The 22070-nt window shown below is 71.5% G+C and carries 22 protein-coding genes, 2 tRNA genes and 2 pseudogenes; 7 read left to right on the top strand and 19 right to left on the bottom strand.

The annotated features are described in order from the left end of the window. Positions 1-17 precede the first annotated feature (17 nt). The 5 genes from ruvA to pdxS all read right to left on the bottom strand — a co-directional run bounded on the left by ruvA (position 18) and on the right by pdxS (position 3681). Positions 18-626 carry a Holliday junction branch migration protein RuvA gene (gene ruvA, locus AB6L24_RS12800; protein WP_405655169.1) on the bottom strand — a complete coding sequence of 203 codons (609 nt, stop codon included), beginning with the start codon at positions 624-626 and terminating at the stop codon, positions 18-20. After that, positions 623-1234 (bottom strand): crossover junction endodeoxyribonuclease RuvC, encoded by a 612-nt coding sequence (ruvC, locus tag AB6L24_RS12795; RefSeq protein WP_405655168.1) that lies wholly within the window; start codon positions 1232-1234, stop codon positions 623-625. Before ruvC ends, ruvA begins: the two co-directional genes overlap by 4 nt. Before the next feature lie 115 nt (positions 1235-1349). Beyond that, positions 1350-2102: a YebC/PmpR family DNA-binding transcriptional regulator gene (locus AB6L24_RS12790; protein WP_030360509.1), complete on the bottom strand. Its 753-nt coding sequence runs from the start codon at positions 2100-2102 to the stop codon at positions 1350-1352. A gap of 46 nt (positions 2103-2148) precedes the next feature. Continuing rightward, the gene (gene pdxT / locus AB6L24_RS12785) at positions 2149-2757 is read right to left on the bottom strand and encodes a pyridoxal 5'-phosphate synthase glutaminase subunit PdxT (RefSeq protein ID WP_030360510.1); all 609 of its coding nucleotides are present in this window, start codon (positions 2755-2757) and stop codon (positions 2149-2151) included. Positions 2758-2760: 3 nt separating this feature from the next. Continuing rightward, the gene (gene pdxS / locus AB6L24_RS12780) at positions 2761-3681 is read right to left on the bottom strand and encodes a pyridoxal 5'-phosphate synthase lyase subunit PdxS (protein ID WP_380852979.1); all 921 of its coding nucleotides are present in this window, start codon (positions 3679-3681) and stop codon (positions 2761-2763) included. A 352-nt stretch (positions 3682-4033) separates the two neighbouring features. Here pdxS and AB6L24_RS12775 point away from each other — a divergent pair, with 352 nt between their 5' ends. Beyond that, positions 4034-4252, top strand: a complete 219-nt coding sequence (locus AB6L24_RS12775; protein WP_405655167.1) for a hypothetical protein — start codon at positions 4034-4036, stop codon at positions 4250-4252. A 23-nt stretch (positions 4253-4275) separates the two neighbouring features. Here AB6L24_RS12775 and AB6L24_RS12770 read toward each other — a convergent pair whose 3' ends face one another. The 4 genes and pseudogenes from AB6L24_RS12770 to pgsA all read right to left on the bottom strand — a co-directional run bounded on the left by AB6L24_RS12770 (position 4276) and on the right by pgsA (position 8037). Beyond that, complete coding sequence (locus AB6L24_RS12770; protein ID WP_030360513.1) at positions 4276-4821, bottom strand: hypothetical protein; 546 nt, start codon at positions 4819-4821, stop codon at positions 4276-4278. A 391-nt stretch (positions 4822-5212) separates the two neighbouring features. Further along, positions 5213-6379, bottom strand: a complete 1167-nt coding sequence (locus AB6L24_RS12765) for a glycosyltransferase family 4 protein (RefSeq protein ID WP_405655166.1) — start codon at positions 6377-6379, stop codon at positions 5213-5215. Continuing rightward, a complete protein-coding gene (locus AB6L24_RS12760; protein WP_405655165.1) occupies positions 6376-7311 on the bottom strand; it encodes a phosphatidylinositol mannoside acyltransferase in 936 nt (311 codons plus the stop codon). The genes AB6L24_RS12765 and AB6L24_RS12760 overlap by 4 nt, the downstream gene beginning before the upstream one ends. After that, a pseudogene (gene pgsA, locus AB6L24_RS12755) lies at positions 7308-8037 on the bottom strand (phosphatidylinositol phosphate synthase). Before pgsA ends, AB6L24_RS12760 begins: the two are co-directional and overlap by 4 nt. Positions 8038-8242: 205 nt before the next feature. Between pgsA and AB6L24_RS12750 the strand changes: the two are divergent. Both AB6L24_RS12750 and AB6L24_RS12745 read left to right on the top strand, forming a co-directional pair. After that, positions 8243-10450 carry an elongation factor G-like protein EF-G2 gene (locus AB6L24_RS12750; protein WP_405655164.1) on the top strand — a complete coding sequence of 736 codons (2208 nt, stop codon included), beginning with the start codon at positions 8243-8245 and terminating at the stop codon, positions 10448-10450. 224 nt (positions 10451-10674) lie between these two features. After that, positions 10675-12330, top strand: coding sequence for a hypothetical protein (locus tag AB6L24_RS12745; RefSeq protein WP_405655163.1), 1656 nt, complete (start codon positions 10675-10677; stop codon positions 12328-12330). Between the two features lie 86 nt (positions 12331-12416). On the opposite strand, the gene AB6L24_RS12740 is transcribed toward AB6L24_RS12745, so the two are convergent. Further along, the gene (locus AB6L24_RS12740; protein WP_405655161.1) at positions 12417-12977 is read right to left on the bottom strand and encodes an HIT family protein; all 561 of its coding nucleotides are present in this window, start codon (positions 12975-12977) and stop codon (positions 12417-12419) included. 210 nt (positions 12978-13187) lie between these two features. Between AB6L24_RS12740 and AB6L24_RS12735 the strand changes: the two are divergent. Beyond that, positions 13188-13376 (top strand): annotated as a pseudogene (locus tag AB6L24_RS12735) (ion channel); the annotation flags it as partial. A 16-nt stretch (positions 13377-13392) separates the two neighbouring features. Here AB6L24_RS12735 and thrS read toward each other — a convergent pair. From thrS to AB6L24_RS12720, 3 genes are all read right to left on the bottom strand, one after another. Next, positions 13393-15375 (bottom strand): threonine--tRNA ligase, encoded by a 1983-nt coding sequence (gene thrS, locus AB6L24_RS12730; RefSeq protein ID WP_380852961.1) that lies wholly within the window; start codon positions 15373-15375, stop codon positions 13393-13395. Between the two features lie 215 nt (positions 15376-15590). Then, complete coding sequence (locus AB6L24_RS12725) at positions 15591-16820, bottom strand: hypothetical protein (RefSeq protein ID WP_405657142.1); 1230 nt, start codon at positions 16818-16820, stop codon at positions 15591-15593. Next, complete coding sequence (locus AB6L24_RS12720) at positions 16817-17383, bottom strand: DUF4365 domain-containing protein (protein ID WP_030360522.1); 567 nt, start codon at positions 17381-17383, stop codon at positions 16817-16819. The genes AB6L24_RS12725 and AB6L24_RS12720 overlap by 4 nt, the downstream gene beginning before the upstream one ends. Before the next feature lie 167 nt (positions 17384-17550). Between AB6L24_RS12720 and AB6L24_RS12715 the strand changes: the two genes are divergently transcribed. Continuing rightward, positions 17551-18276, top strand: coding sequence for an exonuclease domain-containing protein (locus tag AB6L24_RS12715; RefSeq protein ID WP_405655160.1), 726 nt, complete (start codon positions 17551-17553; stop codon positions 18274-18276). A gap of 74 nt (positions 18277-18350) precedes the next feature. Here the strand turns inward: AB6L24_RS12715 and AB6L24_RS12710 are convergent. The 4 genes from AB6L24_RS12710 to AB6L24_RS12695 all read right to left on the bottom strand — a co-directional run bounded on the left by AB6L24_RS12710 (position 18351) and on the right by AB6L24_RS12695 (position 19722). Next, positions 18351-18422 (bottom strand) — tRNA-Val (locus AB6L24_RS12710). Positions 18423-18461: 39 nt separating this feature from the next. Then, positions 18462-18908, bottom strand: coding sequence for an SRPBCC family protein (locus AB6L24_RS12705; protein WP_405655159.1), 447 nt, complete (start codon positions 18906-18908; stop codon positions 18462-18464). Positions 18909-19119: 211 nt separating this feature from the next. Further along, a tRNA-Val gene (locus AB6L24_RS12700) sits at positions 19120-19191 on the bottom strand. A gap of 84 nt (positions 19192-19275) precedes the next feature. Beyond that, positions 19276-19722 (bottom strand): TIGR02611 family protein, encoded by a 447-nt coding sequence (locus tag AB6L24_RS12695; protein WP_405655158.1) that lies wholly within the window; start codon positions 19720-19722, stop codon positions 19276-19278. A gap of 191 nt (positions 19723-19913) precedes the next feature. Here AB6L24_RS12695 and AB6L24_RS12690 point away from each other — a divergent pair, with 191 nt between their 5' ends. Further along, complete coding sequence (locus tag AB6L24_RS12690; protein ID WP_003959770.1) at positions 19914-20327, top strand: SsgA family sporulation/cell division regulator; 414 nt, start codon at positions 19914-19916, stop codon at positions 20325-20327. A 205-nt stretch (positions 20328-20532) separates the two neighbouring features. Then, complete coding sequence (locus tag AB6L24_RS12685) at positions 20533-21198, top strand: CGNR zinc finger domain-containing protein (protein ID WP_405655157.1); 666 nt, start codon at positions 20533-20535, stop codon at positions 21196-21198. Here the strand turns inward: AB6L24_RS12685 and AB6L24_RS12680 are convergent. After that, positions 21172-21363, bottom strand: coding sequence for a hypothetical protein (locus AB6L24_RS12680; RefSeq protein WP_405655156.1), 192 nt, complete (start codon positions 21361-21363; stop codon positions 21172-21174). The genes AB6L24_RS12685 and AB6L24_RS12680 overlap by 27 nt on opposite strands. 231 nt (positions 21364-21594) lie before the next feature. Continuing rightward, complete coding sequence (locus AB6L24_RS12675) at positions 21595-22056, bottom strand: hypothetical protein (RefSeq protein ID WP_380893737.1); 462 nt, start codon at positions 22054-22056, stop codon at positions 21595-21597. Positions 22057-22070 lie beyond the last annotated feature (14 nt).

Raw genomic sequence — 22070 nt, 5'->3', positions numbered from 1 at the left:
GGGGCTGTCGGGGGTGGCTAGCGGGTGCGGTTCAGGGTCTGGAGCGCCGCCTTCAGGAGCCGGCCGACCTGCGGCGACTCCATGGCCTCCGCCTGCGGGGCGACGGCGGTGACGGCCTCGTCGGCCTCACGCGTCGCGTACCCGAGGCCGATCAGGGCGGCGTGCAGCTGGTCGCGCCAGCCCTGGGTGACGGGGGCGCCGATGGCGGGGCCGCCGGTGCCGAGCGGCTCGCCGAGGCGGTCCTTCAGCTCCAGGAGCAGCTTCTGGGCGCCCTTCTTGCCGATGCCGGGCACGGCGGTGAGGGACTTCTCGTCGCCCGTGGAGACCGCGCGGCGCAGGGCGTCCGGGCTGTGCACGGCGAGCATCGCCTGCGCGAGCCGGGGGCCGACGCCGCTCGCGGTCTGGAGCAGCTCGAAGGTCTGGCGCTCGTCGTCGTCCGCGAAGCCGTAGAGCGTGAGGGAGTCCTCGCGCACGACCAGGGACGTGGCGAGCTTGGCCTGCTGGCCGATGCGGAGCGTGGAGAGGGTGTTCGGCGTGCACTGGACGGCCATGCCGACGCCCCCCACTTCGACCACGGCGGTGTCCGGGGCGAGGGCGGCCACCGGGCCGCTCACGAAGGCGATCATGGCGTACGGCCTTTCGGTGCTTGCTGGGCTTGCGGTGTCCGCTGGGCGGGGCGGGCCCGCTGGAGCTGCTGCGCGTGCCGGGCGGTGGCCTGCTGGAGGCGGCTTTGGGCCACGGCCTGCTGGAGGCGGTTCTGCGCGGGGGCGCGCCAGATGTGGCAGATGGCGAGGGCGAGGGCGTCGGCCGCGTCGGCGGGCTTGGGCGGCGCGTCCAGGCGGAGCAGTCGGGTCACCATCGCGCCGACCTGGGCCTTGTCCGCGCGGCCGCTGCCGGTGACGGCGGCCTTGACCTCGCTGGGGGTGTGCAGGGCGACGGGGATGCCGCGGCGTGCGGCGCACAGCATGGCGACGGCGCTGGCCTGGGCGGTGCCCATGACCGTGCGGACGTTGTGCTGGCTGAACACGCGCTCCACGGCGAGGACTTCGGGCTGATGCCGGTCGAGCCACTCCTCGATGCCCTGCTCGATGGCGACGAGGCGGTGGCCGAGCTCGGCGTCCGCGGGGGTGCGCACGACGCCGACGCCGCGCATGGTCAGGGGACGTCCCGCGACCCCGTCGACCACCCCCACGCCGCACCGGGTCAGCCCCGGGTCAACGCCAAGTACCCGCACTCCCATCCCCCTCTTCGATCGCCTGTTTGTGCAGGCTATCGGGTGCCACTGACAAAGCGACGGGCCGACGGGGTGTGTCCCGTCGGCCCGTTCGCCCGTTGCCGTGGTGCGCGACTCAGGCGTCGACCTTCGCCATGACGTCGTCGGAGACGTCGAAGTTGGCGAAGACGTTCTGCACGTCGTCGCTGTCCTCCAGGGCGTCGATGAGCTTGAAGATCTTGCGGGCGCCCTCCTCGTCCAGCTCGACCTGCATGGTCGGGACGAAGTTGGCGTCGGCCGAGTCGTAGTCGATGCCGGCCTCCTGGAGCGCGGTGCGCACCGCGACCAGGTCGGTGGCCTCGCTGAGGACCTCGAAGGACTCACCCAGGTCGTTGACCTCTTCGGCACCGGCGTCCAGGACGGCCGTCAGGACGTCGTCCTCGGTCAGCTCGCCCTTGGGGACGATCACGACGCCCTTGCGGTTGAAGAGGTACGACACCGAGCCCGGGTCGGCCATGGAGCCGCCGTTGCGGGTCATCGCCACGCGCACGTCGGAGGCCGCGCGGTTGCGGTTGTCGGTCAGACACTCGATGAGCACCGCGACGCCGTTCGGGCCGTAGCCCTCGTACATGATCGTCTCGTAGTCGGCGCCACCGGCTTCGAGACCGGCGCCGCGCTTGACCGCGGAGTCGATGTTCTTGTTCGGGACCGAGCTCTTCTTGGCCTTCTGGATGGCGTCGAAGAGGGTCGGGTTGCCGGACACGTCGGCGCCGCCCGTACGGGCCGCGACCTCGATGTTCTTGATCATCTTCGCGAAGAGCTTGCCGCGCTTGGCGTCGATCACGGCCTTCTTGTGCTTCGTCGTAGCCCATTTAGAGTGGCCGGACATCTGCCTGTCTCCTTCGCGTAACCAACCAGTACGAACGCCAGAGATCCTACAAGGACCGCGGCGCCTGCTTCGCCCGCACCATGTCGACGAACAGGGCGTGCACCCTGTGGTCGCCCGTCAGCTCGGGGTGGAAGGACGTGGCGAGCGCGTCTCCCTGGCGTACGGCGACGATGTGGCCCTCGTGCTCGGCGAGCACGTCGACGTCGGCGCCGACCGACTCCACCCAGGGGGCGCGGATGAAGACGCCCTCCACAGGGTCCCCCGCGACGCCCTTGATGTCGACGGTCGCCTCGAAGGACTCGTTCTGCCGCCCGAAGGCGTTGCGGCGCACGATCATGTCGATGCCGCCGAGCGTCTCCTGCCCCGAACGCGGGTCGAGGATCTTGTCGGCGAGCATGATCATGCCCGCGCAGGTGCCGTAGACCGGCATGCCGTCACGCACGCGCGCGCGAAGCGGTTCGAGCAGGCCGAAGAGGGCTGCCAGCTTGGAGATGGTGGTGGACTCGCCGCCGGGGATGACCAGGCCGTCCACCTCGGCGAGTTCTTCGGGGCGCCGCACCGGCCTGGCCACGGCGTCCGCCGTGGCCAGGGCGACGAGGTGCTCCCGTACGTCGCCCTGGAGGGCCAGGACGCCGATCACGGGGGTGTCGTTCATGGGTTACCAGCCGCGGTTGGCGTAGCGCTCGGCCTCGGGCAGGGTGTCGCAGTTGATGCCGACCATGGCCTCGCCGAGGTTGCGGGACGCGTCCGCGACGATCTTCGGGTCGTCGAAGAAGGTGGTGGCCTTCACGATGGCGGCGGCGCGCTTGGCCGGGTCGCCGGACTTGAAGATGCCGGAGCCCACGAAGACGCCCTCGGCGCCGAGCTGGCGCATCAGCGCGGCGTCGGCGGGGGTCGCGACACCACCGGCGGAGAAGAGGACCACGGGCAGCTTGCCCAGCTCGGAGACCTCCTTGACCAGCTCGTACGGGGCGCGCAGCTCCTTGGCGGCGGCGTACAGCTCGTTGTTGTCGAAGCCGCGCAGCTTGGCGATCTCGTTCTTGATCTGGCGCAGGTGGCGGACGGCCTCGACGACGTTGCCGGTGCCGGCCTCGCCCTTGGAGCGGATCATGGCGGCGCCCTCGGCGATGCGGCGCAGGGCCTCGCCGAGGTTGGTGGCGCCGCACACGAAGGGGGTCGTGAACGCGAACTTGTCGCTGTGGTTGACCTCGTCCGCCGGGGTCAGGACCTCGGACTCGTCGATGTAGTCGACGCCGAGGGACTGGAGCACCTGGGCCTCGACGAAGTGGCCGATGCGGGACTTGGCCATGACGGGGATGGAGACGGCCTCGATGATCTCTTCGATCATGTTCGGGTCGGACATCCGGGCCACGCCGCCGTCCTTGCGGATGTCGGCGGGGACGCGCTCCAGGGCCATGACGGCGACCGCGCCCGCGTCCTCGGCGATCTTCGCCTGCTCGGCGTTGACCACGTCCATGATCACGCCACCCTTGAGCTGCTCGGCCATGCCGCGCTTCACGCGGGCGGTGCCGGTCGCGGGGGTGGCGGCCTGGTTGGTGCTGGGGAGCGTGCTGGACACGGGTGACCTCACTCGGGACAGAAGGCTGTGGCTGGGGAAGCCGGGGCTTGAGGGAGCCGGGGCTTCGGGAAGCTGTGGCTCGGGCGCGCGGAAGGGCGGCTTCCCGCTTTCTTCCGTTCCGACCCGTTCTGGCTTCCCTCGCGTTTCCGCTGTACCGAGGAAACGTCGCCGGACCAGGCCACAGCAAGGGCCAATGGTGAGGCTGTGGATCGTTTTCGGGTGCTCCAGGGGCTGCCGTACGTGACGTCGCACGAGGCGGTAGCCGTGCCGCTACGTTCGGCGACCTCTCCCTGGGGGCGGCACTATGCCCCATCCTCGGGGGATGGGGAGAATCTGGGCTTGGGTGCGGGCCGTGGCAGCACCCGTCAGGAGGTCGGGGGAACGGTTCGACAAGTGGTGGGACCGGCACAAGCTGGTCACACTGCTGGTCCTGCCGATGTTCGTCCCCTGGTCCCTCGTGGTGTACGGATTCCGCTGGTGGACGGTGCCGTTCGGGGTGCTCGCGGCCGTGGCCCTCATGCAGTGGGTGCAGGTGGTGGCCAGACGGTTGCGCGGGACGCGCCGGGGCTAGGGCGTCCCGCCCACCCCGGGAGGTCAGGTGCCCGGCCGGTCCGCCAGTGCCTCGGGGGCCACGTCGTCCATCTCGAAGGCCATCGGGAACGGGGCGTGTCCGGCCAGCCGGAACCAGCGGACCTTGCGGTGGCGGCGCAGGGCGCGGGCCGCGCGCACGGCGTCGTTGTGGAAGCGGCGGGCCATGGGGACCCGGCGGACCGCCTGGGCCAGCTCGACCGCGGCCCCCTCGCCGCCCGGGGCCTCGCGGACCGCGTCGACCTGGGCCGCGTCCTCGAAGACCGCCCGCAACGCCTGGCTCAGCTCGCTCTCGGCGACCTCCCGGTGTTCCTCCTCCGCCTGCCGGGCGGCGTGCGCCGCCTCGTACAGGACGATGGACGCCGCCGGGTCGAGCACTCCGGAGGTCGCCACCTCCTGGGTCACCGAGGCACGGCGCAGCAGTTGCGCGTCGAGAGCGGCACGGGCCGCGTCGATGCGCGCGTGCAGCCGGTCGAGGCGGCCCGCGGTCCAGCTCAGGTACAGGCCGATCGCGAAGAGGGCTACTGCGATCCAGATCAACGTGGAGGTCACGGCCGCAAAGGTACCCGGCGGGGGCGCTGGGGACGGCGGGGGCTGGTCGGCCTCCGCGCCCGGGGGCCCGGGGTGCCCGTTCGTCGGGGGCGCCCTTGATCGGCCTTCGGCCTTGTCCTCAAGCGCCGGACGGGCTGAATCGTCCCCGTCCGCCGGTGGGGGGTTGTCGGCCTTCGGCCTCGTCCTCAAACGCCGGACAGGCTGAATCGTCCCCGTCCGCCGATGGCGGGGCTGTCGGCCTTCGGCCTCGTCCTCAAACGCCGGACAGGCTGAATCGTCCCCGTCCGCCGATGGCGGGGCTATCGACCTGCGGCCTCGTCCTCAAACGCCGGACAGGCTGAATCGTCCCCGTCCGCCGGGCCGGATCTCTCCCTCGCACGCGCCCCGAGGGCTACAACTTGTCCTTTGCCAAGCCGAAGCGTGCCCGCAAGCCCGTGCGTTCGTCCGTCGCCACCGCTGCGGCGCCGTCCGTGACCGTCTCGTAGACGGAGAGGATGTCGGCGCCGACCGTGGACCAGTCGAAGCGGCGTACGTGCTTGGTGCCGCGTTCGCGGAGTTCCTCGCGGCGTTCGGGGTCGCGCAGGAGGCGGATGGCGGCGTCGGCGAGCGAGTAGGCGTCCTCGTTGGTGAAGAGGTCGCCCGCCGCGCCCTGGTCGAGGACCTGGGCGAAGGCGTCGAGGTCGCTGGCGAGGACGGGGGCGCCCGCCGACATCGCCTCGACGAGGATGATGCCGAAGCTCTCGCCGCCTGTGTTCGGGGCGACGTACACGTCGACGCTGCGCAGCAGCCGCGCCTTGTCCTCGTCGCTGACCATGCCGAGGAACTCCACCCGGGAGCGCAGCTCGGCGGGCAGGGAGGCGACGGCCTCCTCCTCGTCCCCGCGGCCTGCCACCAGGAGGCGTGCCTCGGGGCGCGCCGCGAAGATCCGGGGCAGCGCCCGCATCAGGACCGGCAGGCCCTTGCGGGGCTCGTCGATGCGTCCGATGAAGCCGATCGTCTGGCCCTGCCACTCGGGCTTGGGCTCGGCGCGGGCGAAGAAGTCGACGTCGACGCCGTTGGGGATGACCACGGCGTCGCCGCCCAGGTGCTCCACGAGCGTGCGGCGCGCGTACTCGCTGACGGCGATGCGCGCGCTGATCTTCTCCAGGGCGGGCTGGAGGATCGGATACGCGGCGATCATGGCCCGCGAGCGCGGGTTGGAGGTGTGGAACGTGGCGACGATCGGCCCCTGCGCCGCCCAGCACGTGAGCAGCCCGAGCGACGGCGAGGTCGGCTCGTGGATGTGGATCACGTCGAAGGTGCCGTCATGGAGCCAGCGGCGTACCCGCGCGGCCGAGATGAATCCGAAGTTCAGCCGCGCCACGGAGCCGTTGTAGGGAACCGGAACGGCCCGGCCCGCCGACACCACGTACGGCGGCAGGGGGGTCTCGTCGTCGGCGGGGGCGAGGACGGAGACCTCATGCCCGAGGCGGATGAGGTGCTCCGCCAGATCGCGGATGTGGAACTGGACGCCGCCCGGCACGTCCCACGAGTAGGGGCAGACGATGCCGATCCTCACGGCGACCCCTCGGCCGCCGGGGCGTCCGGCGCCTTGGCCGGGTCCAGGTCGGCGAGCCACAGGCGCTGGAGCATGTGCCAGTCCTGCGGGTGGTCGGCGATGCCGGTGGCGAAGGCGTCGGCGAGGGCCTGCGTCATGGCGGCCGTCTTCTCGCCGCGCGTCCCCGTCTCGGGCACGTCGACCGGCGGGTGCACGCGGCCGCGCATGACCGGCGAGTCGTCGTACCAGAGCGTCACCGGGAGCAGCAGCGCGCCGGTCTGCTGGGCGAGCGCGGCGGGCCCGGCCGGCATCCGCGCGCTCTCGCCGAAGAACTTCACCTCGACGCCGGACGCCGACAGATCGCGGTCGGCGACCAGGCAGACGAGGCCGCCCGCGCGCAGCCGGCGGGCCAGCGTCCCGAAGGCGGAGCCGCCGGTGTGCGGCAGGACCTCCATGCCGAGGCCGCTGCGGTAGGCGACGAAGCGGTCGTACAGGGACTCGGGCTTCTGCCGCTCCTGGACGGTCGTGAACGGCGTCTCCAGCTTCGTGGTGACCCACGCGCCCGCCAGATCCCAGTTGCCGAGGTGCGGCAGCGCGAGGATCACGCCACGGCCCGATGCCAGGCCGTCGGTGAGGTGGTGCAGATCGTCGGGGACGAAGCCGTTCCTGATCCGGTCCTTGCTCCAGGCGGGCAGCCGGAAGGACTCCATCCAGTACCGCATGTACGACCGCATGCCCGCCCTGGACAGCTCGGCGAGGCGCGCCGGGGTGGCGTCGGGCACCACGCGCGCGTAGTTCGCCTCCAGGCGCAGGACGCCCTTGCCGCGCCGCTTCCAGGCGAGGTCGGCGATGGTGCGGCCGAGGCGCACGGCGGCGGGCTCGGGAAGCTTCTTGACGGTGCTCCAGCCGAGGCCGTACAGCGCGTCCGTGAGCTTCTCCGTAGTAGGGCTCATGAAGCCGTCTCGCTCTCCTGGGGCGTCTCGCTGGCGGCCTCCTGGTCCGCCTCCTCCGCCTCACGGCGCACGGTGACCACGCGCTGCACCAGCGTCACGAGGCTGCCGACGGCGACGATCCACAGGGCGACGGGAAGCAGCACGTCGATGCCGGGCACCCCGAACTTGTGCAGTCCGGCGAAGCCCGCGGCGACCAGCGAGATCACCAGGCGCTCGGCCCGCTCGACCAGGCCGTTGACGGCGACGGGCAGCCCGATGGCCTCGCCGCGCGCCTTCGTGTACGACACGACCTGGCCGCTGGCCAGGCAGAAGATGGAGACCGCGCACAGCACGTTGTTGTCGCCGGACCCCGCGTACCAGAGCGCGAAGCCACCGAAGATCGCGCCGTCCGCGACCCGGTCGAGCGTGGAGTCGAGGAACGCCCCCCACCGGCTGGACCGGCCGAGCTGGCGCGCCATGTTCCCGTCGACCAGGTCCGAGAACACGAACAGCGTGATGACGACCGTGCCCCAGAAGAACTCGCCCCGGGGGTAGAAGACCAGCGCTCCCGCCACGACACCGGCCGTGCCGATGAACGTCACCGTGTCGGGGCTGACCCCGCGGCGGATGAGAAACGCGGCGAACGGTGTGAGGACACGCGTGAAGAATGCACGCGCGTACTTGTTCAGCATGGCCTTCCCGAGGGTCGGTGCCCATGGCGGCCCCGTTGGCCACCGGCTGGCCCATCGTAGTCACGCCCGCGACACACCGGCTCGCCCCCTCACGATCGCGTACGACGTATGGACGCACCGTGACGCGAGTGCAAAGCTCGAAAGCACCGCGGGCGTCGCCGGAGCCGCCTCCGCACGCGGGTCCCGTGTGTCCGCGCACAGCCAGCATCCCTGAGGGGGCTGAGCCTCCTCATCCATGCGCGTAACCGGGAGGCCAAGGCATGGGCGACAAGGCGAATGCACACCCCGGAGCCGCCGGCAGGGCAGCGACGGCCGACCATCCCGCGTCCGTACGGAATGTGGTGCTGGTCGGCCACAGCGGATCGGGCAAGACGACTCTGGTGGAAGCCCTCGCGCTGACCGCGGGGGCGGTGAACCGGGCGGGCCGGGTGGAGGACGGCACCTCGGTCTCGGACTACGACGACATAGAGCACCGCCAGCAACGCTCCGTACAGCTGTCCCTCGTCCCCGTCGAATGGGGCGGCTACAAGATCAATATCCTGGACACCCCGGGATACGCCGACTTCGTCGGTGAGCTGAGGGCCGGTCTGCGTGCCGCGGACGCGGCCCTCTTCGTCGTCTCGGCGGCCGAGGGCGCCGAGGGCATCACCGGGGCGACCCGCATGGTGTGGGAGGAGTGCGCCGCGGTCGGCATGCCGCGGGCCATCGTGGTCACGCACCTGGAAGCGGCGCGCGCCGACTTCACCGACATCACGCGGTGCTGCGCCGAGGCCTTCGGCGCGGACGACCCCGACGCCGTGCTTCCGCTGTACCTGCCGCTCCACGGCGAGCAGGGCCCCGACGGGCACGCGCCCGTCACCGGCCTGGTCGGGCTGCTCTCGCAGCGGATCTTCGACTACGCGTCGGGCGAACGCAAGGAGTCCGAACCGGGCGCCGACCAGCTGCCGGTGATCGAGGAGGCGCGCAACAAGCTCATCGAGGGGATCATCGCCGAGAGCGAGGACGAGTCCCTGATGGACCGCTACCTGGCCGGCGAGGACATCGACTACGAGACCCTCGTCCAGGACCTGGAGCGGGCCGTCGCGCGCGGCATCTTCCACCCGGTCCTCGCCGCCGCCCCGGCCGCCGAGGGAGCCCGCCAGGGCATCGGCACCGTCGAGCTCCTGGAGCTGATCACCGGCGGCTTCCCCACCCCTCTGGAACACCCCGCCCCGGCCGTCACCACCCCCGCGGGAAAGCCCCGCCCGGCCCTCACCTGCGACCCCGATGGCCCCCTCGCCGCCGAGGTGGTCAAGACCGCGTCCGACCCCTACGTCGGCCGGATCTCGCTGGTCCGCGTCTTCTCCGGGACCCTGCGCCCCGACGAGACCGTGCACGTGTCGGGGCACGGCCTCGCCGACCGCGGCCACGAGGACCACGACGTCGACGAGCGCGTGGGCGCCCTGTCCTCGCCGTTCGGCAAGCAGCAGCGCACGCTCAGCCAGGCCATCGCGGGCGATCTGGCCTGCGTCGCCAAACTGGGCCGCGCCGAGACCGGCGACACCCTCTCCGCCAAGGACGACCCGCTCCTGATGGAGCCCTGGGACATGCCCGACCCGCTGCTCCCGCTCGCCATCGAGGCGCACAGCAAGCCCGACGAGGACAAGCTCTCGCAGGGCCTGTCCCGCCTCGTCGCCGAGGACCCGACGATGCGGCTCGAACAGAACCAGGACACCCACCAGGTGGTCCTGTGGTGCCTGGGCGAGGCCCACGCGGACGTCGCCCTGGAGCGGCTGCGCCACCGCTACGGCGTGCAGGTCGACCTCGTGCCGCACAAGGTCTCGCTGCGGGAGACGTTCGGGGGCAGGGCCTCCGGGCGCGGCCGGCACGTGAAGCAGTCGGGCGGCCACGGGCAGTTCGCGATCTGCGAGATCGAGGTGGAGCCGCTGCCCGGCGGCAGCGGCATCGAGTTCGTCGACAAGGTCGTCGGCGGCGCGGTGCCCCGGCAGTTCATCCCGTCCGTGGAGAAGGGCATCCGGGCGCAGGCGGCCAAGGGGGTCGCGGCCGGGTATCCGCTCATCGACGTGCGCGTCACGCTGCTCGACGGCAAGGCGCACTCGGTGGACTCCTCCGACGCCGCGTTCCAGACGGCGGGCGCGCTCGCGCTGCGGGAGGCGGCCGCGGACGCCACCATCCATCTGCTCGAACCCGTCGCCGAGGTGCGTGTCCTCGTCGGCGACGAGCACGTGGGCTCGGTCATGAGCGACCTGTCCGGGCGGCGCGGCCGCGTCGTGGGCACCGAGCAGGCCCCGGGCGGCCGCACCCTGGTCCGGGCCGAGGTGCCCGAGATCGAGATCGGCCGGTACGCGGTGGACCTGCGCTCCCTCTCCCAGGGCACCGCACGCTTCAGCCGGTCCTACGCCCGGCACGAACCGATGCCCGCCCAGCTGTCCCAGAAGATCCGTGAACAGGCGGAGCACGGCGTCTAGTTGACCGTGAGTGCCCCGATGCCGCCCGCCCGGAGCCCGTCCGGCGGGCGGCATTCCACGGCCCCCTGCCGGATGTCAGTGCGCACCTATACGCTGATGACCTGATCAAAAGCTGTATCGGCCGGCTCAACAGGTGTGCCTGGCAACGCAGTCGGGAATCTCGGGAAACAACGCAGTCGGGAAGAGTCGCGGCGCCAGGGGCGGTGCGGCGTTGGGGGCGGCAGGTGGCGGACGACGTATTCGACTTCAGGCCGGGGGCCCAGGTCCCGCTGGCCGGAGCCGCAGGGCAGACCGCGGCGACCCACGCCCTGGCGTCGGCGGCGTATCGCGACGGCGAGGTCGACGACATCCTGAAGGCCAACAGCGACTGGCACAAATCCGTGGTCAAGCCCGGACTGTGGTCGCTCTGCAAGCCCAGCCTGGGCGAGGCCTTCTCGCGCACCGTGCAGGTGCGGATGCTCGGCGGCGCCCGCCCGGCGCTCATCCAGTCCTTCGGCACCGAGCCGCAGGCGGTCGTCGAGCACTGCCTGGCGGCCAACCGCATCCGCAGGCAGCGCGACAGCTGGCTCACGGCCGTGATGGCGATCTGCGGGCTCCTCTTCCTGCCGGGCCTGCTCGCCTGGCTCCTGGTGTTCACCGCCCGCAGGTGGATCTCCAAGCAGAAGGACAAGCGCACCCAGGCCGTCGCCACGGCCGTGCTCGTCGCCCTCGGCGTGCTCGTCGTGCTGCTTCTGATCAAGCTGCCCTTCGGCGGCTTCTGGGCCTGGTATCTGCGGATCTGCCCCATCGTGCCCGTGCTCGGCTGGTTCTGGGCCAAGCATGTCGCCGAGGGCACCGCCAAGGACCTGCGGGACCGCTGGGACAGCCTGCTCGCGGGCGGCGGCATCGGCGCCAAGATCCCCGAAGCGGTCCCCGGCAGCCCCGGCGAGACCGCGGCCGAGCGGCTGCGCCAGGGCCTCGCCCGGCTCTCCGCCGAGCAGCAGTCCAACTCCGTCTTCTACGCGGGCCCCAAGGGAATACTGGGCATGGGCACCCGCTGGGGCAGCTGGCAGCTCGCCGAGGAGCTGACCCCCCGCGACGAGGGCAAGGAGATCAACCCGTTCCGCAGCTGGGACGTCATACGCGCGGTGCACGACCAGCTCCGCATGCTGGAGCGCGGCCCGCTGCACACCGGCGGCTTCCCCAAGCCGTCGATAAAGCACTGGGTCGTCACCCCCATCGGCGAGAACGCGGGATCGGTCTCCCGCCCTTCGGGCACCGACGTCGACGCCTTCCAGATCAAGGGCCACGAGATACAGCGCATCTGCAACGAGCAGCAGTTCGGCAGCGGCGACCGGCACTATCTGGGCGTCCAGTTCACCCTCTGGGACGGCCAGTTGGTGATCACGATGCTGATCACGGTCACCGTGCTCCACGAGACCCTGCGCATCGAGGTCACCGGGCACGCCCTCGGCCCCGTGCACTCGCTGTTCACCAGCAAGCCCTCCCCCAAGACCAAGACGGTCAGCAAGACCGTGAAGTTCTGGGAGACCAAGACCCAGCAGCTGCCGCTCGTCGACGCCCAGGAGGTGGTGCGCCTCGCCGTGCGCGCCCCCTTCACCTGGTATCCGCCGATGCTGGACTACCTGGGCGGCAAGCTCGTCCTGCCCGAGCCGTTCGGCCTCCGGCACGCCTGGGCCGACAAGCCGTGGCGGCACCGCTTCATGGCCGACGACGCGCTGCGCGCGGCCACACCGGTGCTGCGCGTGGTGCACTCGGCGGCCATCAAGGTCCTGGAGGAGAACGGCGTGAACACCGACCGCTTCAGCGGCCGCGCCACGTTCCTCAGCGGGGCGGTGCAGGACCCCATGCCGCGCAACGCGGACGTGTACGGCACCTAGACCCGGCCATGGCGAAGGGGGCGGCGCGATCCAGACCGCGCCGCCCCCTTCGCGTCCACCCGGGCACGCGTCCCGGCAGCCGGGCGTCACGCCACCGGCCACGCCTCGGCGAGCATCTTGCGGGTGTCGGCGAGGAGTTGGGGCAGCACCTTGGTGTGGCCGACGACCGGCATGAAGTTGGTGTCGCCGCCCCAGCGCGGCACGATGTGCTGGTGCAGATGGGCGGCGATCCCGGCGCCCGCGACGGTGCCCTGGTTCATGCCGATGTTGAAGCCGTGCGCCCCGGAGGCGGTGCGCAGCGCCGTCATCGCCTGCTTGGTCAGCTCGCCGAGCTCGACGGTCTCCGGTCCTGTCAGCTCCGTGTAGTCCGCGACGTGGCGGTAGGGCACCACCATCAGGTGGCCGCCGTTGTACGGGTAGAGGTTGAGCACCGCGTAGACATGCTCACCCCGGGCGATGACAAGACCGTCCTCGTCCGATTTCGCCGGGATCGAGCAGAAGGGGCAGCCGTCGTCCGCCCCTGGACCGGTGGGCTTGTTCTCGCCCTGGATGTACGCCATCCGGTGAGGCGTCCACAGGCGCTGGAACGCGTCCTGCGTCCCCACTCCGATCTGCTGCTCCGGCTCAATCGTCATGCTGTGCAGCATATGACTTCGCCCGTTCGCAGCGTGTCGCCGGGGCGGACCCCGGACCGCTCTTCCTCGTCGCGTACGCGGTGCGGTCCTGGCCCATGGCCTGCCCCCGGCCTGCCCCGTGCTCGCGTCGGCCACGTGGGCGGTCTACGCGGTCGGCTAAGCGGTGCGCCGGCGTCTGAGCGGGCAGCGGTTCGGCTTCGTCCGCGGCCATCTGCCCGCCACGTCGGGTACGGGGACGTGGCGCCGGTGACGCCGCTCGGCAGGCTGGTCGCGGTCGGCCTGATGGGGTGCGGGCTCGCGCTGCTCGGCACGGTGACGGGGTCGTTCTCGTCGTGGCTGCTCCAGGTCTTCGCCCGCGAGGACGACGAGGCCCCCGGGGGCCCGGGAGGGGCGCCCCCGGGGGCCTCATGAAGCGTCCTGCGCGGCGTCAGACCTGCACGCGCTCCTCGACGACCTTCACGATCTTCGCGATGGCCTCGTCGACCGGGATGCCGTTCTCCTGCGAGCCGTCGCGGTAGCGGAAGGACACGGCGCCGTGCTCCATGTCCTCGTCGCCCGCGATGACCATGAAGGGCACCTTGGCCTTCTGCTGGTTGCGGATCTTCTTCTGCATGCGGTCCGAGGAGGCGTCCACCTCGACCCGCAGCCCCTGGGCGCGCGCCTTCTCGGCGAACTCGCGCAGGTAGGGGATGTGGGCGTCGCCGATCGGGATGCCGACCGCCTGCACCGGGGCGAGCCAGGCCGGGAAGGCGCCCGCGTAGTGCTCCAGGAGCACGCCGAAGAACCGCTCGATGGAGCCGAACAGGGCGCGGTGCAGCATGACGGGCTGCTGGCGCGAGCCGTCCGCCGCGGTGTACTCCAGACCGAACCGCTTGGGCTGGTTGAAGTCGACCTGGAGGGTCGACATCTGCCAGGAGCGGCCGATCGCGTCCTTCGCCTGGACGGAGATCTTCGGGCCGTAGTACGCGGCGCCGCCCGGGTCGGGCACCAGCGGAAGCCCCTGCTTCTCGGCGGCCAGACGCAGCGCCTCGGTGGCCTCGGCCCAGTCCTCGTCGGAGCCGATGAACTTGTCCGACTCGGGGTCGCGGGTGGACAGCTCCAGCTCGAACTCGTTCAGGCCGTAGTCGCGCAGCAGGTCGAGGACGAAGGTGAGGAGCTTGTCCAGCTCGTCCGCCATCTGCTCCTTGGTGCAGTAGATGTGCGAGTCGTCCTGGGTGAAGCCGCGCGAGCGGGTCAGGCCGTGCACGACGCCCGACTTCTCGTAGCGGTACACGGTGCCGAACTCGAAGAGGCGCAGCGGCAGTTCACGGTAGGAACGCCCGCGCGACTTGAAGATCAGGTTGTGCATCGGGCAGTTCATGGCCTTGAGGCGGTAGTTCTGCCCGTCGAACTCGATGGGCGGGAACATGCCCTCGGCGTAGTGCGGCAGGTGCCCCGAGGTCTCGAAGAGGTGCTCCTTCGAGATGTGCGGGGTGTTCACGAACTCGTAGCCGGTCTCCTCGTGGCGGCGCCGCGAGTAGTCCTCCATCACCTTGCGGACCACGCCGCCCTTGGGGTGGAACACGGCGAGGCCCGGGCCGAGCTCCTCGGGGAAGGAGAACAGGTCCAGCTCCGCGCCGAGCTTGCGGTGGTCGCGCTTCTCGGCCTCGGCGAGGAACTCCAGGTGCGCCTTCAGCTCGTCCTTCGACGGCCACGCGGTGCCGTAGATGCGCTGGAGCTGGGGGTTCTTCTCGCTGCCCCGCCAGTAGGCGGCGGCGGAGCGCATCAGCTTGAACGCGGGGATGTTGCGGGTGGTGGGCAGGTGCGGACCGCGGCAGAGGTCCTTCCAGCACAGCTCGCCGGTCTTGGCGTCGATGTTGTCGTAGATGGTCAGCTCGCCGGCGCCCACCTCGGCGTCCGCGCCGTCGGCGGCGTTCGCGGCGTTGCCCTTGAGGCCGATGAGCTCCAGCTTGTACGGCTCGTCGGCGAGCTCGACGCGGGCGTCGTCGTCGTTGGTGACGCGGCGCGCGAAGCGCTGGCCGCGCTTCTGGATCTCCTGCATCTTCTTCTCGACGCGCTTGAGGTCCTCCGGGGTGAAGGGCTCGGCGACGTCGAAGTCGTAGTAGAAGCCGTCGCGGATGGGCGGCCCGATGCCGAGCTTGGCCTCCGGGAACAGCTCCTGCACGGCCTGCGCCATGACGTGCGCGGTGGAGTGCCGCAGGATGTTCAGGCCGTCCTCGGAGGAGATCTCGACGGGCTCGACGACCTCGCCGTCGGCGACCGCGTACGTCAGGTCCTTCAGCTCGCCGCCCACGCGGGCCGCGACGACGGTGCGCTCGCCGTCGAACAGGTCGGCGGCCGTGGTGCCCGTGGTCACCACGCGTTCATCCCGCTCGGAATCGCGTTGGATGATCACACGGACGTCTGACACCGGTTTCTCCTGCCTGAAGGGGGCTGCCCTGCTGGAAGCGGGCCGCGCAGATCTGCCCCTGCGCGCGCAACGAATCGTACCGAGCCCCCGGGGCGCATCGCGAAACGGATAAGCGCGGCGCCGGACCGCCCCGGCTCCGCAGCGCCCTCAGCGACGGCCGACTCAGACCCGCCCAGTCCCCGCCACCCGGCCCCTCCGTCCCGCCGCGCGCCCCCTCAGTCCCCGCTGCACGCCTCCTCGAAGAAGTCCAGATTCTCCTGGAGCGACTTCATCAGGCGGTCCCGCTCGGCCTCGTCGACCTGCACCGGCACCACCTCGGCCGCCTCCGTGAGCCTGCGGAAGCCGCCCCTGCTCTCGAGCCGCCCCTGCACCCGGATCGGCAGGCCGACCAGATGCGCGTGCCCCGCGATGCGGTAGTCCTCCTCGTCCAGGGCCATCCGGACATGCGGGACCTCCGCGCCCGCGAGCACCCGCACCCGTACCGTCCCGGCCCCGCGCGGCCCCGACCGCCGCATCCGCACCACGGTCCCGGTGATCCGCACCGGCACCGACGGCTCGGCGCGCAGATAGCGGGCGCTGGCCTCGCGCAGCACGGGCAGGTCCCCGGGCGAGAACTCGACGGGCCCGGCGGCCGCGGCGCAGCCCTCGGGCACCCCGGCGGCGGGCGACCAGGACACCTCGACCCGGGCGCCCTCGGTGCCGCGGACCAGGGCGACGACGGCCTCGACCAGTTCGTGGCTGACGCCCGCGGCGACGGCGCCGTCGAAGGCGTCCATGCCGCCGGTGGCCCGCCGGTAGTCGACGGCCTCGCGGGCCGCGTAGAGCGCCTGGTGCAGCCGCACGGCGAGCGGCCGGCCCGCGGCGACCGGGACGAACGCGGTCAGGCGGCGCCCGCCGGGGGCGGGTCCGACGAGGATGTCCTCCAGTAGGGCGGTCGCGGGGCGGCGGTGGCGCGCGCCGTAGTACCCGGCCCGGGCCCGTGCGGCGAGCGCCCCGGCGAGCAGCATCTGGCGCGCGGCGGCGCGCAGGCGTTCCTCGACGGTCCAGGACGCGGTGTCGGCCGGCCCGCTCGGCACGTCGCGCCACCAGCGGATCTCGTCGCTGGGCACGGTGAGGGAGACCAGCACGTCGCGGGCGGACGGCGAGGAGCTGCGGGCGAGTGCGGTCAGGGCCTCGCCGATCAGGTCCTCGCAGTCGGGGAAGGAGCGGCTCTCGGGGACGAGCAGGCTGGTGCCGCCGTTGCCGGGTCCTGGCGGGGTCCAGCGGGAGTAGCGTCCGGCGGCGCCGCCGCGGCGGTTCCAGCCGTGCCGGTCGAGCAGCGCGCCGAGCACGGCGGGGTCGACCTGGCCGGGTGCGGGCGGGTCGGTCCAGAGGGCGGAGGTGTGGACGGGGTGGGGCCGGGGGCCGCGTGGCGGCGCGGGGTCGTCGATCGGGCGGTGCATCAGGGTCTCCCTCCCGTCCCGACCCGCGTCATGATCTCGCAGAGCGCGCGGTCGTCGAAGATCCGCGAGGTCGGGACGCGGACGGTGGTCCTTCGCCTGCCCGTCACCGGGTGTCCGGCGAGGTTGGTCCAGTAGCAGCAGTGCCGCAGGTCGAGCCGGTCGTGCCCGGCACGCAGCCAGTCGTCGCGGGAGCGGGGCACGATCATCACGACGAGGATCTTGTGCACCGACACGGGGGTGCGGGCGAGCTTCTCCAGGTGCGCGTTGTCCAGGGTGAAGGAGAAGGCGGGCCCCGCCGGCCGGGGCGGTATCTGGTACGTGCACTTGAGCTGCACCTTGATGGTGACTTCGTCGTCGACCGTGTGCCCGGGGGCGCTGTGGCTGACGTGCCAGTCGATGCCGTTGTCCGGAAAGGGCTGGGAGAGCGAGCACCCCGCCGCCGCCGCGACGGCGTGCAGGTAGCCCACCTGAAGGGTCTCCATGCAGGCGGTGGTGGCGAGTGTGCCGCGCGGCGGTGCGATCCGCTCGGGCAGCAGCCCACCCTGTTCGGGCTGCGCGAGCGCCATGTTCAACAAGCCTTCCGAACCAGACGTTTCCCCGCTCGGGCCGGTCGATGTCCATGCCCTGTACCTCTGTTGTCTCCGGGCCGGGTTCGGCGCAAACGGCCCGGGTATCACCAGCGTGGGCAGTTACGCAGGTCAACTGCCGGAGCGACACGAGGAGTTGCGTCAGGATGACGTGCTGGTACGAGGGGCCATTGGCCGCATTCGACACGGAGACCACGGGTGTCGACGTCGAGACCGACCGGATCGTGTCGGCCGCCGTCGTCGTTCAGAACGGCGCGGGGGCCCGGCCCCGCGTCACCCGCTGGCTGGTGAACCCGGGCGTTGTGGTGCCCGCCGCCGCGACCGCGGTGCACGGGCTCACCCAGGAGCATCTGGAGCGCAACGGCCGCTGGCCGGCTCCGGTGATGGAGGAGATAGGGCGCGAGCTTGCGGAGCAGGGCGCGGCGGGCCGGCCGCTCGTGGTGATGAACGCTCCGTTCGATCTGACGCTGTTCGACCGGGAGTTGCGCAGGCATCGCGCCTCGTCGCTCGCGCGGTATCTGGAGAGCCGACCGCTGTGCGTGCTCGATCCGCGGGTGCTCGACCGCCATCTGGACCGCTACCGCAAGGGCCGCCGCACCCTGTCGGACCTGTGCGAGCACTACGAGGTGGAGCTGACCGGCGCGCATGACGCGGCGGCCGACGCGCAGGCCGCGCTGGATGTCGTCCGCGCGGTGGGGCGCCGTTTCTCGGCCCGCCTCGACCGGCTGTCCCCCGCCGAGCTGCACACGCTGCAGGCGGTGTGGCACGCGGCCCAGGCGCGCGGGTTGCAGGCGTGGTTCGCACGCAGTGGTACGCCGGAGGCGGTCGATCCCGCGTGGCCGCTGCGGCCCGAACTGCCCGCCGCCGCCTGAGCGTCGGGGCGTCGCCCGCCGATGCGCGGGCATGAAAAAACCGGTCCGTCGGGGACGGACCGGCATTCTCCGGGTGGGCGATACTGGGTTCGAACCAGTGACCTCTTCGGTGTGAACGAAGCGCTCTCCCACTGAGCTAATCGCCCGGGAACGCACTGAACAATACAGGTCCAGGCGCGGTTGGTTCAAACCGCTTCCAGGTACGCGACGAGCCCCCGCCGCCCCGACCGCATCATCAGGGCGTGGTTGACGAGGAACAGGGGCCGGCCGGGTACGGCGAGGCGTCGCATCAGGGCCTTGCGGACGTCGACCTCCTGGTCGTAGCGCGCCCTGGTGCCGCCGTCGACCGCGGTGAGCGTCCAGCGCGCCCAGCCGTCCAGGTCGCCGGTCATGGTGATCTCCAGGACCCCGCGGCCGGGGTCCCGGCGGCTCTCCTCGGCGGTGACGACGAGGTCGTACGGGAGCAGCGAGCGCAGGCGGGCGGTGCCGGTGCGCCCGTCGAGGGCGGTCACGGAGCGCACCTGTGGCCACCAGCGCGGGTAGTCCTCGGCCCGCTCCAGGACGGCGTACACCGTCTCGGGTGCGGCGGGCAGATTCCATACGCTGCGGAAGCGGTAATGGCACCAGTCCATGGGACCAGTCTGCGGTCCGGTCGATTTCCGCGCGACAGAGCGGACGGATCGTCAACTCGCAGAAATAGGAACGAGTTATTCCGGAAGGCTCGCACGGGATGCGAATTCCATGAAAGGCCGTCACATACGGCCGCGTATGCGATCCGGCGGACTTCCGGACATACGACAGTGGCCCGGAGGCTGTTTCCAGCCTCCGGGCCACAATCCCGGGTGGGCGATACTGGGTTCGAACCAGTGACCTCTTCGGTGTGAACGAAGCGCTCTCCCACTGAGCTAATCGCCCGGGCGCAGAGAGAACATTACCCCATGTCAGAGGGTGCCTCCGACCACCCCGACCGGGGCGCCGCGCACCCCGACGGAGCCCGCCTCACTGATCGTTGATCTTCCAGGGCATCTGGATGCCGAACTTCCACAGATAGATCCCGCCGAGGGCCCCGACGATCACCAGGGCGATGCTCGTGAGGATGATGTTGCGCCGGCGGACGCGGGGGTCGAGGGCGCGCTGCGCGGCCTCGGTGACCTTCCGCTTCGTCCAGCGGAGCACCAGCTGCGCCCACACGAACTCGGTCGCCCAGATCGCCATGCCACCGAAGATCACGACCCAGCCCGGTCCCGGCAGGGGCAGCATGATGATGCCGGCGACGACCACCGCCAGGCCCACGATGAAGACGCCGACCTGCCAGCTGAGGTGCAGCGTCCTGCGGGCCTTGATGAACTCAGGCGCCTTGGACCCGAAGGGCTTCTCGGCTTTGACCTGCTCGGCCACGTCGTCGACGGCGTCGGCCACCTTCGACTCGTCACTCCCCGTATTCATGCCGCCAAACCTTACCGGACAGAAACCCGTCACCGGAATGGCCGTACGAACCAATCGGACAGTCCGCCATACGAGCCACCTAAAGACACCCAAAACTCCCAGAGGGGTTTACAACGGCACCGTAGGTGGCATGTCGATTTCGCCGACGTGCGAATCCCCGAGCGCACACTGAGCGAAAGGCCCTGGCGCTTATGAACACCACGGTCAGCTGCGAGCTGCACCTGCGCCTCGTTGTGTCGAGCGAGTCCTCACTGCCTGTACCCGCAGGACTGCGGTATGACACGGCCGATCCCTATGCCGTGCACGCCACCTTCCACACCGGAGCCGAGGAGACTGTCGAATGGGTGTTCGCCCGCGACCTCCTCGCCGAGGGCCTGCACCGGCCCACCGGCACCGGCGACGTCCGTGTCTGGCCGTCCCGCAGCCACGGTCAGGGCGTCGTCTGTATCGCCCTGAGCTCCCCCGAGGGTGAGGCTCTGCTCGAGGCCCCGGCGCGGGCCCTGGAATCGTTTCTGAAGCGTACCGACGCGGCCGTGCCGCCCGGCACCGAACATCGTCACTTCGATCTCGACACGGAGCTCTCGCACATTTTGGCCGAAAGCTAGTCCGGCCACGGTCCGGGAGCGCAGGGCGCCGTCCGACTCGGGGCGACGGCGCGGGTACGACAACGACATATCGGCAGGCAGCAGGCACCGGCGCCGGTGTCGCGGATTTCCGCGGCGCCGGCGCCGTGGCGTGCGCGGCGCGAGCCGCTAGCATCGGCCAGCATCGGGCGGGCCCCAGCCCGACCCCCAGGCCAGGGAGCGAATCGTGCTGATCACCCACGACACCCGGTGCGCGCTCGACGCCGTGGTCGATCTGGTGAATTCCGCGCCAGACGAGGAGGGCGCCGAGGGCGCCGGGAGCGGCGCCGCGGCCGACGGGCTCGCGGACGTCGCGGCGCTGAACGAGTTCGTGAAGCGCAACGCGATCAGCGACGTCGGTGTGCTCACGGAGCGGGACCTCGCGGGCGTGCACCGCATCCGCGGCCGCTTCGCCGAGGTCTTCGCGGCCACCGAGCCGCATGTGGCGGCGACCCTCATCAACGAGCTGATCGCGGCCGCGGGCACCACGCCGCGCCTGACCGACCACGACGGCTACGACTGGCACGTGCACTACTTCGCGCCGGGCGCCTCCGTCGCCGATCACCTGGCGGCCGACTGCGGGATGGCCCTCGCCTTCTTCGTCGTCGCGGGCGAGCAGGAGCGGCTTCGCCGGTGCGAGGCGCCGGACTGCCGCCGCGCCTTCATCGACCTCTCCCGCAACCGTTCGCGCCGCTACTGCGACAGCCGCACCTGCGGGAACCGGCTGCACGTGGCCGCGTACCGGGCCCGCCGCAGGGAGGCCGCGGGCCTCGAACAGGACGGGCAGGCGCCCCCAGCGTCCGCGGCGTCCGCGGCGTCGTCGCGGCTAGAGGAGCAGCAGGTCGTGCAGTGAGGCCATGAGCAGCAGGCCGCCGATCACCGCCAGGAAGATCATCAGCGGTGGCTGGGAGAGCGCGAAGAGGCAGCCTCGCGGTTCGTCGGCGGCCTCGCGCCGCTCGGCGGCGGTGTCCCGCTCGTCGGGCGGGGCGGGATCGCTCTGTGTGGTGGTGTCCAGCATCTCGCGGTGATGATGACGCAGCGCGGGGGGTGCCGCTGACCAACACGCGCGGATCGCTGGGGAGTTCGCCGCATTCCGTGACCTTCGCGGGCCCGGCGTGGCGCACCTGCGAACGGTGTCCGTCGATACGCTCGAACGAGGTCCCGGAATGTGGAACGCGGCGCGGAGAGCGCGCCGCGAGCCGTGCTGGTTCCGTGCTGGTTCCGTGCTCCCCCGCGCCTCTCCGGCGCCTCAGATGCCGTGCTTCTTCAAGATGGCCTCGATGTCGCTGAAGTCCTCGCCACCCGCGGCCTTCTTCTGCTTCTGCTTGGCGGCGGGGGCGACCTGCGGGCGTCCGGCCGCCCCGGACGGGCCCAGGGAGGGCGCGGACGCGGCGGGGGCGACGGCCTCGCGCTGGGCGGCCTTCGCCGCCGCCCGGCGCTCCTTGCGGGTGCCGCCGGAGCGGCGCTCCGCGGCGCGGGTCGCCAGGAACAGCAGCCAGGCCGCCCCGAGGACGCCGAAGCCCGTCCAGGCGACCGGGCTGAAGGCCGTCTCGGCGGCCCACTCCACGGCTCCGGTCATGACCAGGCCGAGGGGGACCAGGGAGTACGCGGCGAGGCGGGCGGCGGCGAGGAATCGCTTGCGGTAGGCCGTGACGGCCGCGATGCCGAGGCCGGCCGCGGCTACGGCGGAGCAGATGGTCTCGGCAATCATCGCGGTCCTCCAGG

The organism is Streptomyces sp. RK9 (assembly GCF_045070545.1).
Classification (GTDB): Bacteria; Actinomycetota; Actinomycetes; order Streptomycetales; family Streptomycetaceae; genus Streptomyces; species Streptomyces alboflavus.
The sequence above is the reverse complement of the archived record's forward strand: the minus strand, read 5'-3'. Positions and strand labels throughout refer to the sequence as shown.

Coding starts and splice junctions, on each gene's coding strand:
- ruvA (WP_405655169.1), bottom strand. CDS start 626: ATGATCGCCTTCGTGAGCGGCCCGGTGGCCGCCCTCGCCCCGGACACC.
- AB6L24_RS12790 (WP_030360509.1), bottom strand. CDS start 2,102: ATGTCCGGCCACTCTAAATGGGCTACGACGAAGCACAAGAAGGCCGTG.
- pdxT (WP_030360510.1), bottom strand. CDS start 2,757: ATGAACGACACCCCCGTGATCGGCGTCCTGGCCCTCCAGGGCGACGTA.
- AB6L24_RS12760 (WP_405655165.1), bottom strand. CDS start 7,311: ATGAGCCCTACTACGGAGAAGCTCACGGACGCGCTGTACGGCCTCGGC.
- AB6L24_RS12750 (WP_405655164.1), top strand. CDS start 8,243: ATGGGCGACAAGGCGAATGCACACCCCGGAGCCGCCGGCAGGGCAGCG.
- AB6L24_RS12740 (WP_405655161.1), bottom strand. CDS start 12,977: ATGCTGCACAGCATGACGATTGAGCCGGAGCAGCAGATCGGAGTGGGG.
- AB6L24_RS12720 (WP_030360522.1), bottom strand. CDS start 17,383: ATGGCGCTCGCGCAGCCCGAACAGGGTGGGCTGCTGCCCGAGCGGATC.
- AB6L24_RS12715 (WP_405655160.1), top strand. CDS start 17,551: ATGACGTGCTGGTACGAGGGGCCATTGGCCGCATTCGACACGGAGACC.
- AB6L24_RS12705 (WP_405655159.1), bottom strand. CDS start 18,908: ATGGACTGGTGCCATTACCGCTTCCGCAGCGTATGGAATCTGCCCGCC.
- AB6L24_RS12695 (WP_405655158.1), bottom strand. CDS start 19,722: ATGAATACGGGGAGTGACGAGTCGAAGGTGGCCGACGCCGTCGACGAC.
- AB6L24_RS12690 (WP_003959770.1), top strand. CDS start 19,914: ATGAACACCACGGTCAGCTGCGAGCTGCACCTGCGCCTCGTTGTGTCG.
- AB6L24_RS12680 (WP_405655156.1), bottom strand. CDS start 21,363: ATGCTGGACACCACCACACAGAGCGATCCCGCCCCGCCCGACGAGCGG.
- AB6L24_RS12675 (WP_380893737.1), bottom strand. CDS start 22,056: ATGATTGCCGAGACCATCTGCTCCGCCGTAGCCGCGGCCGGCCTCGGC.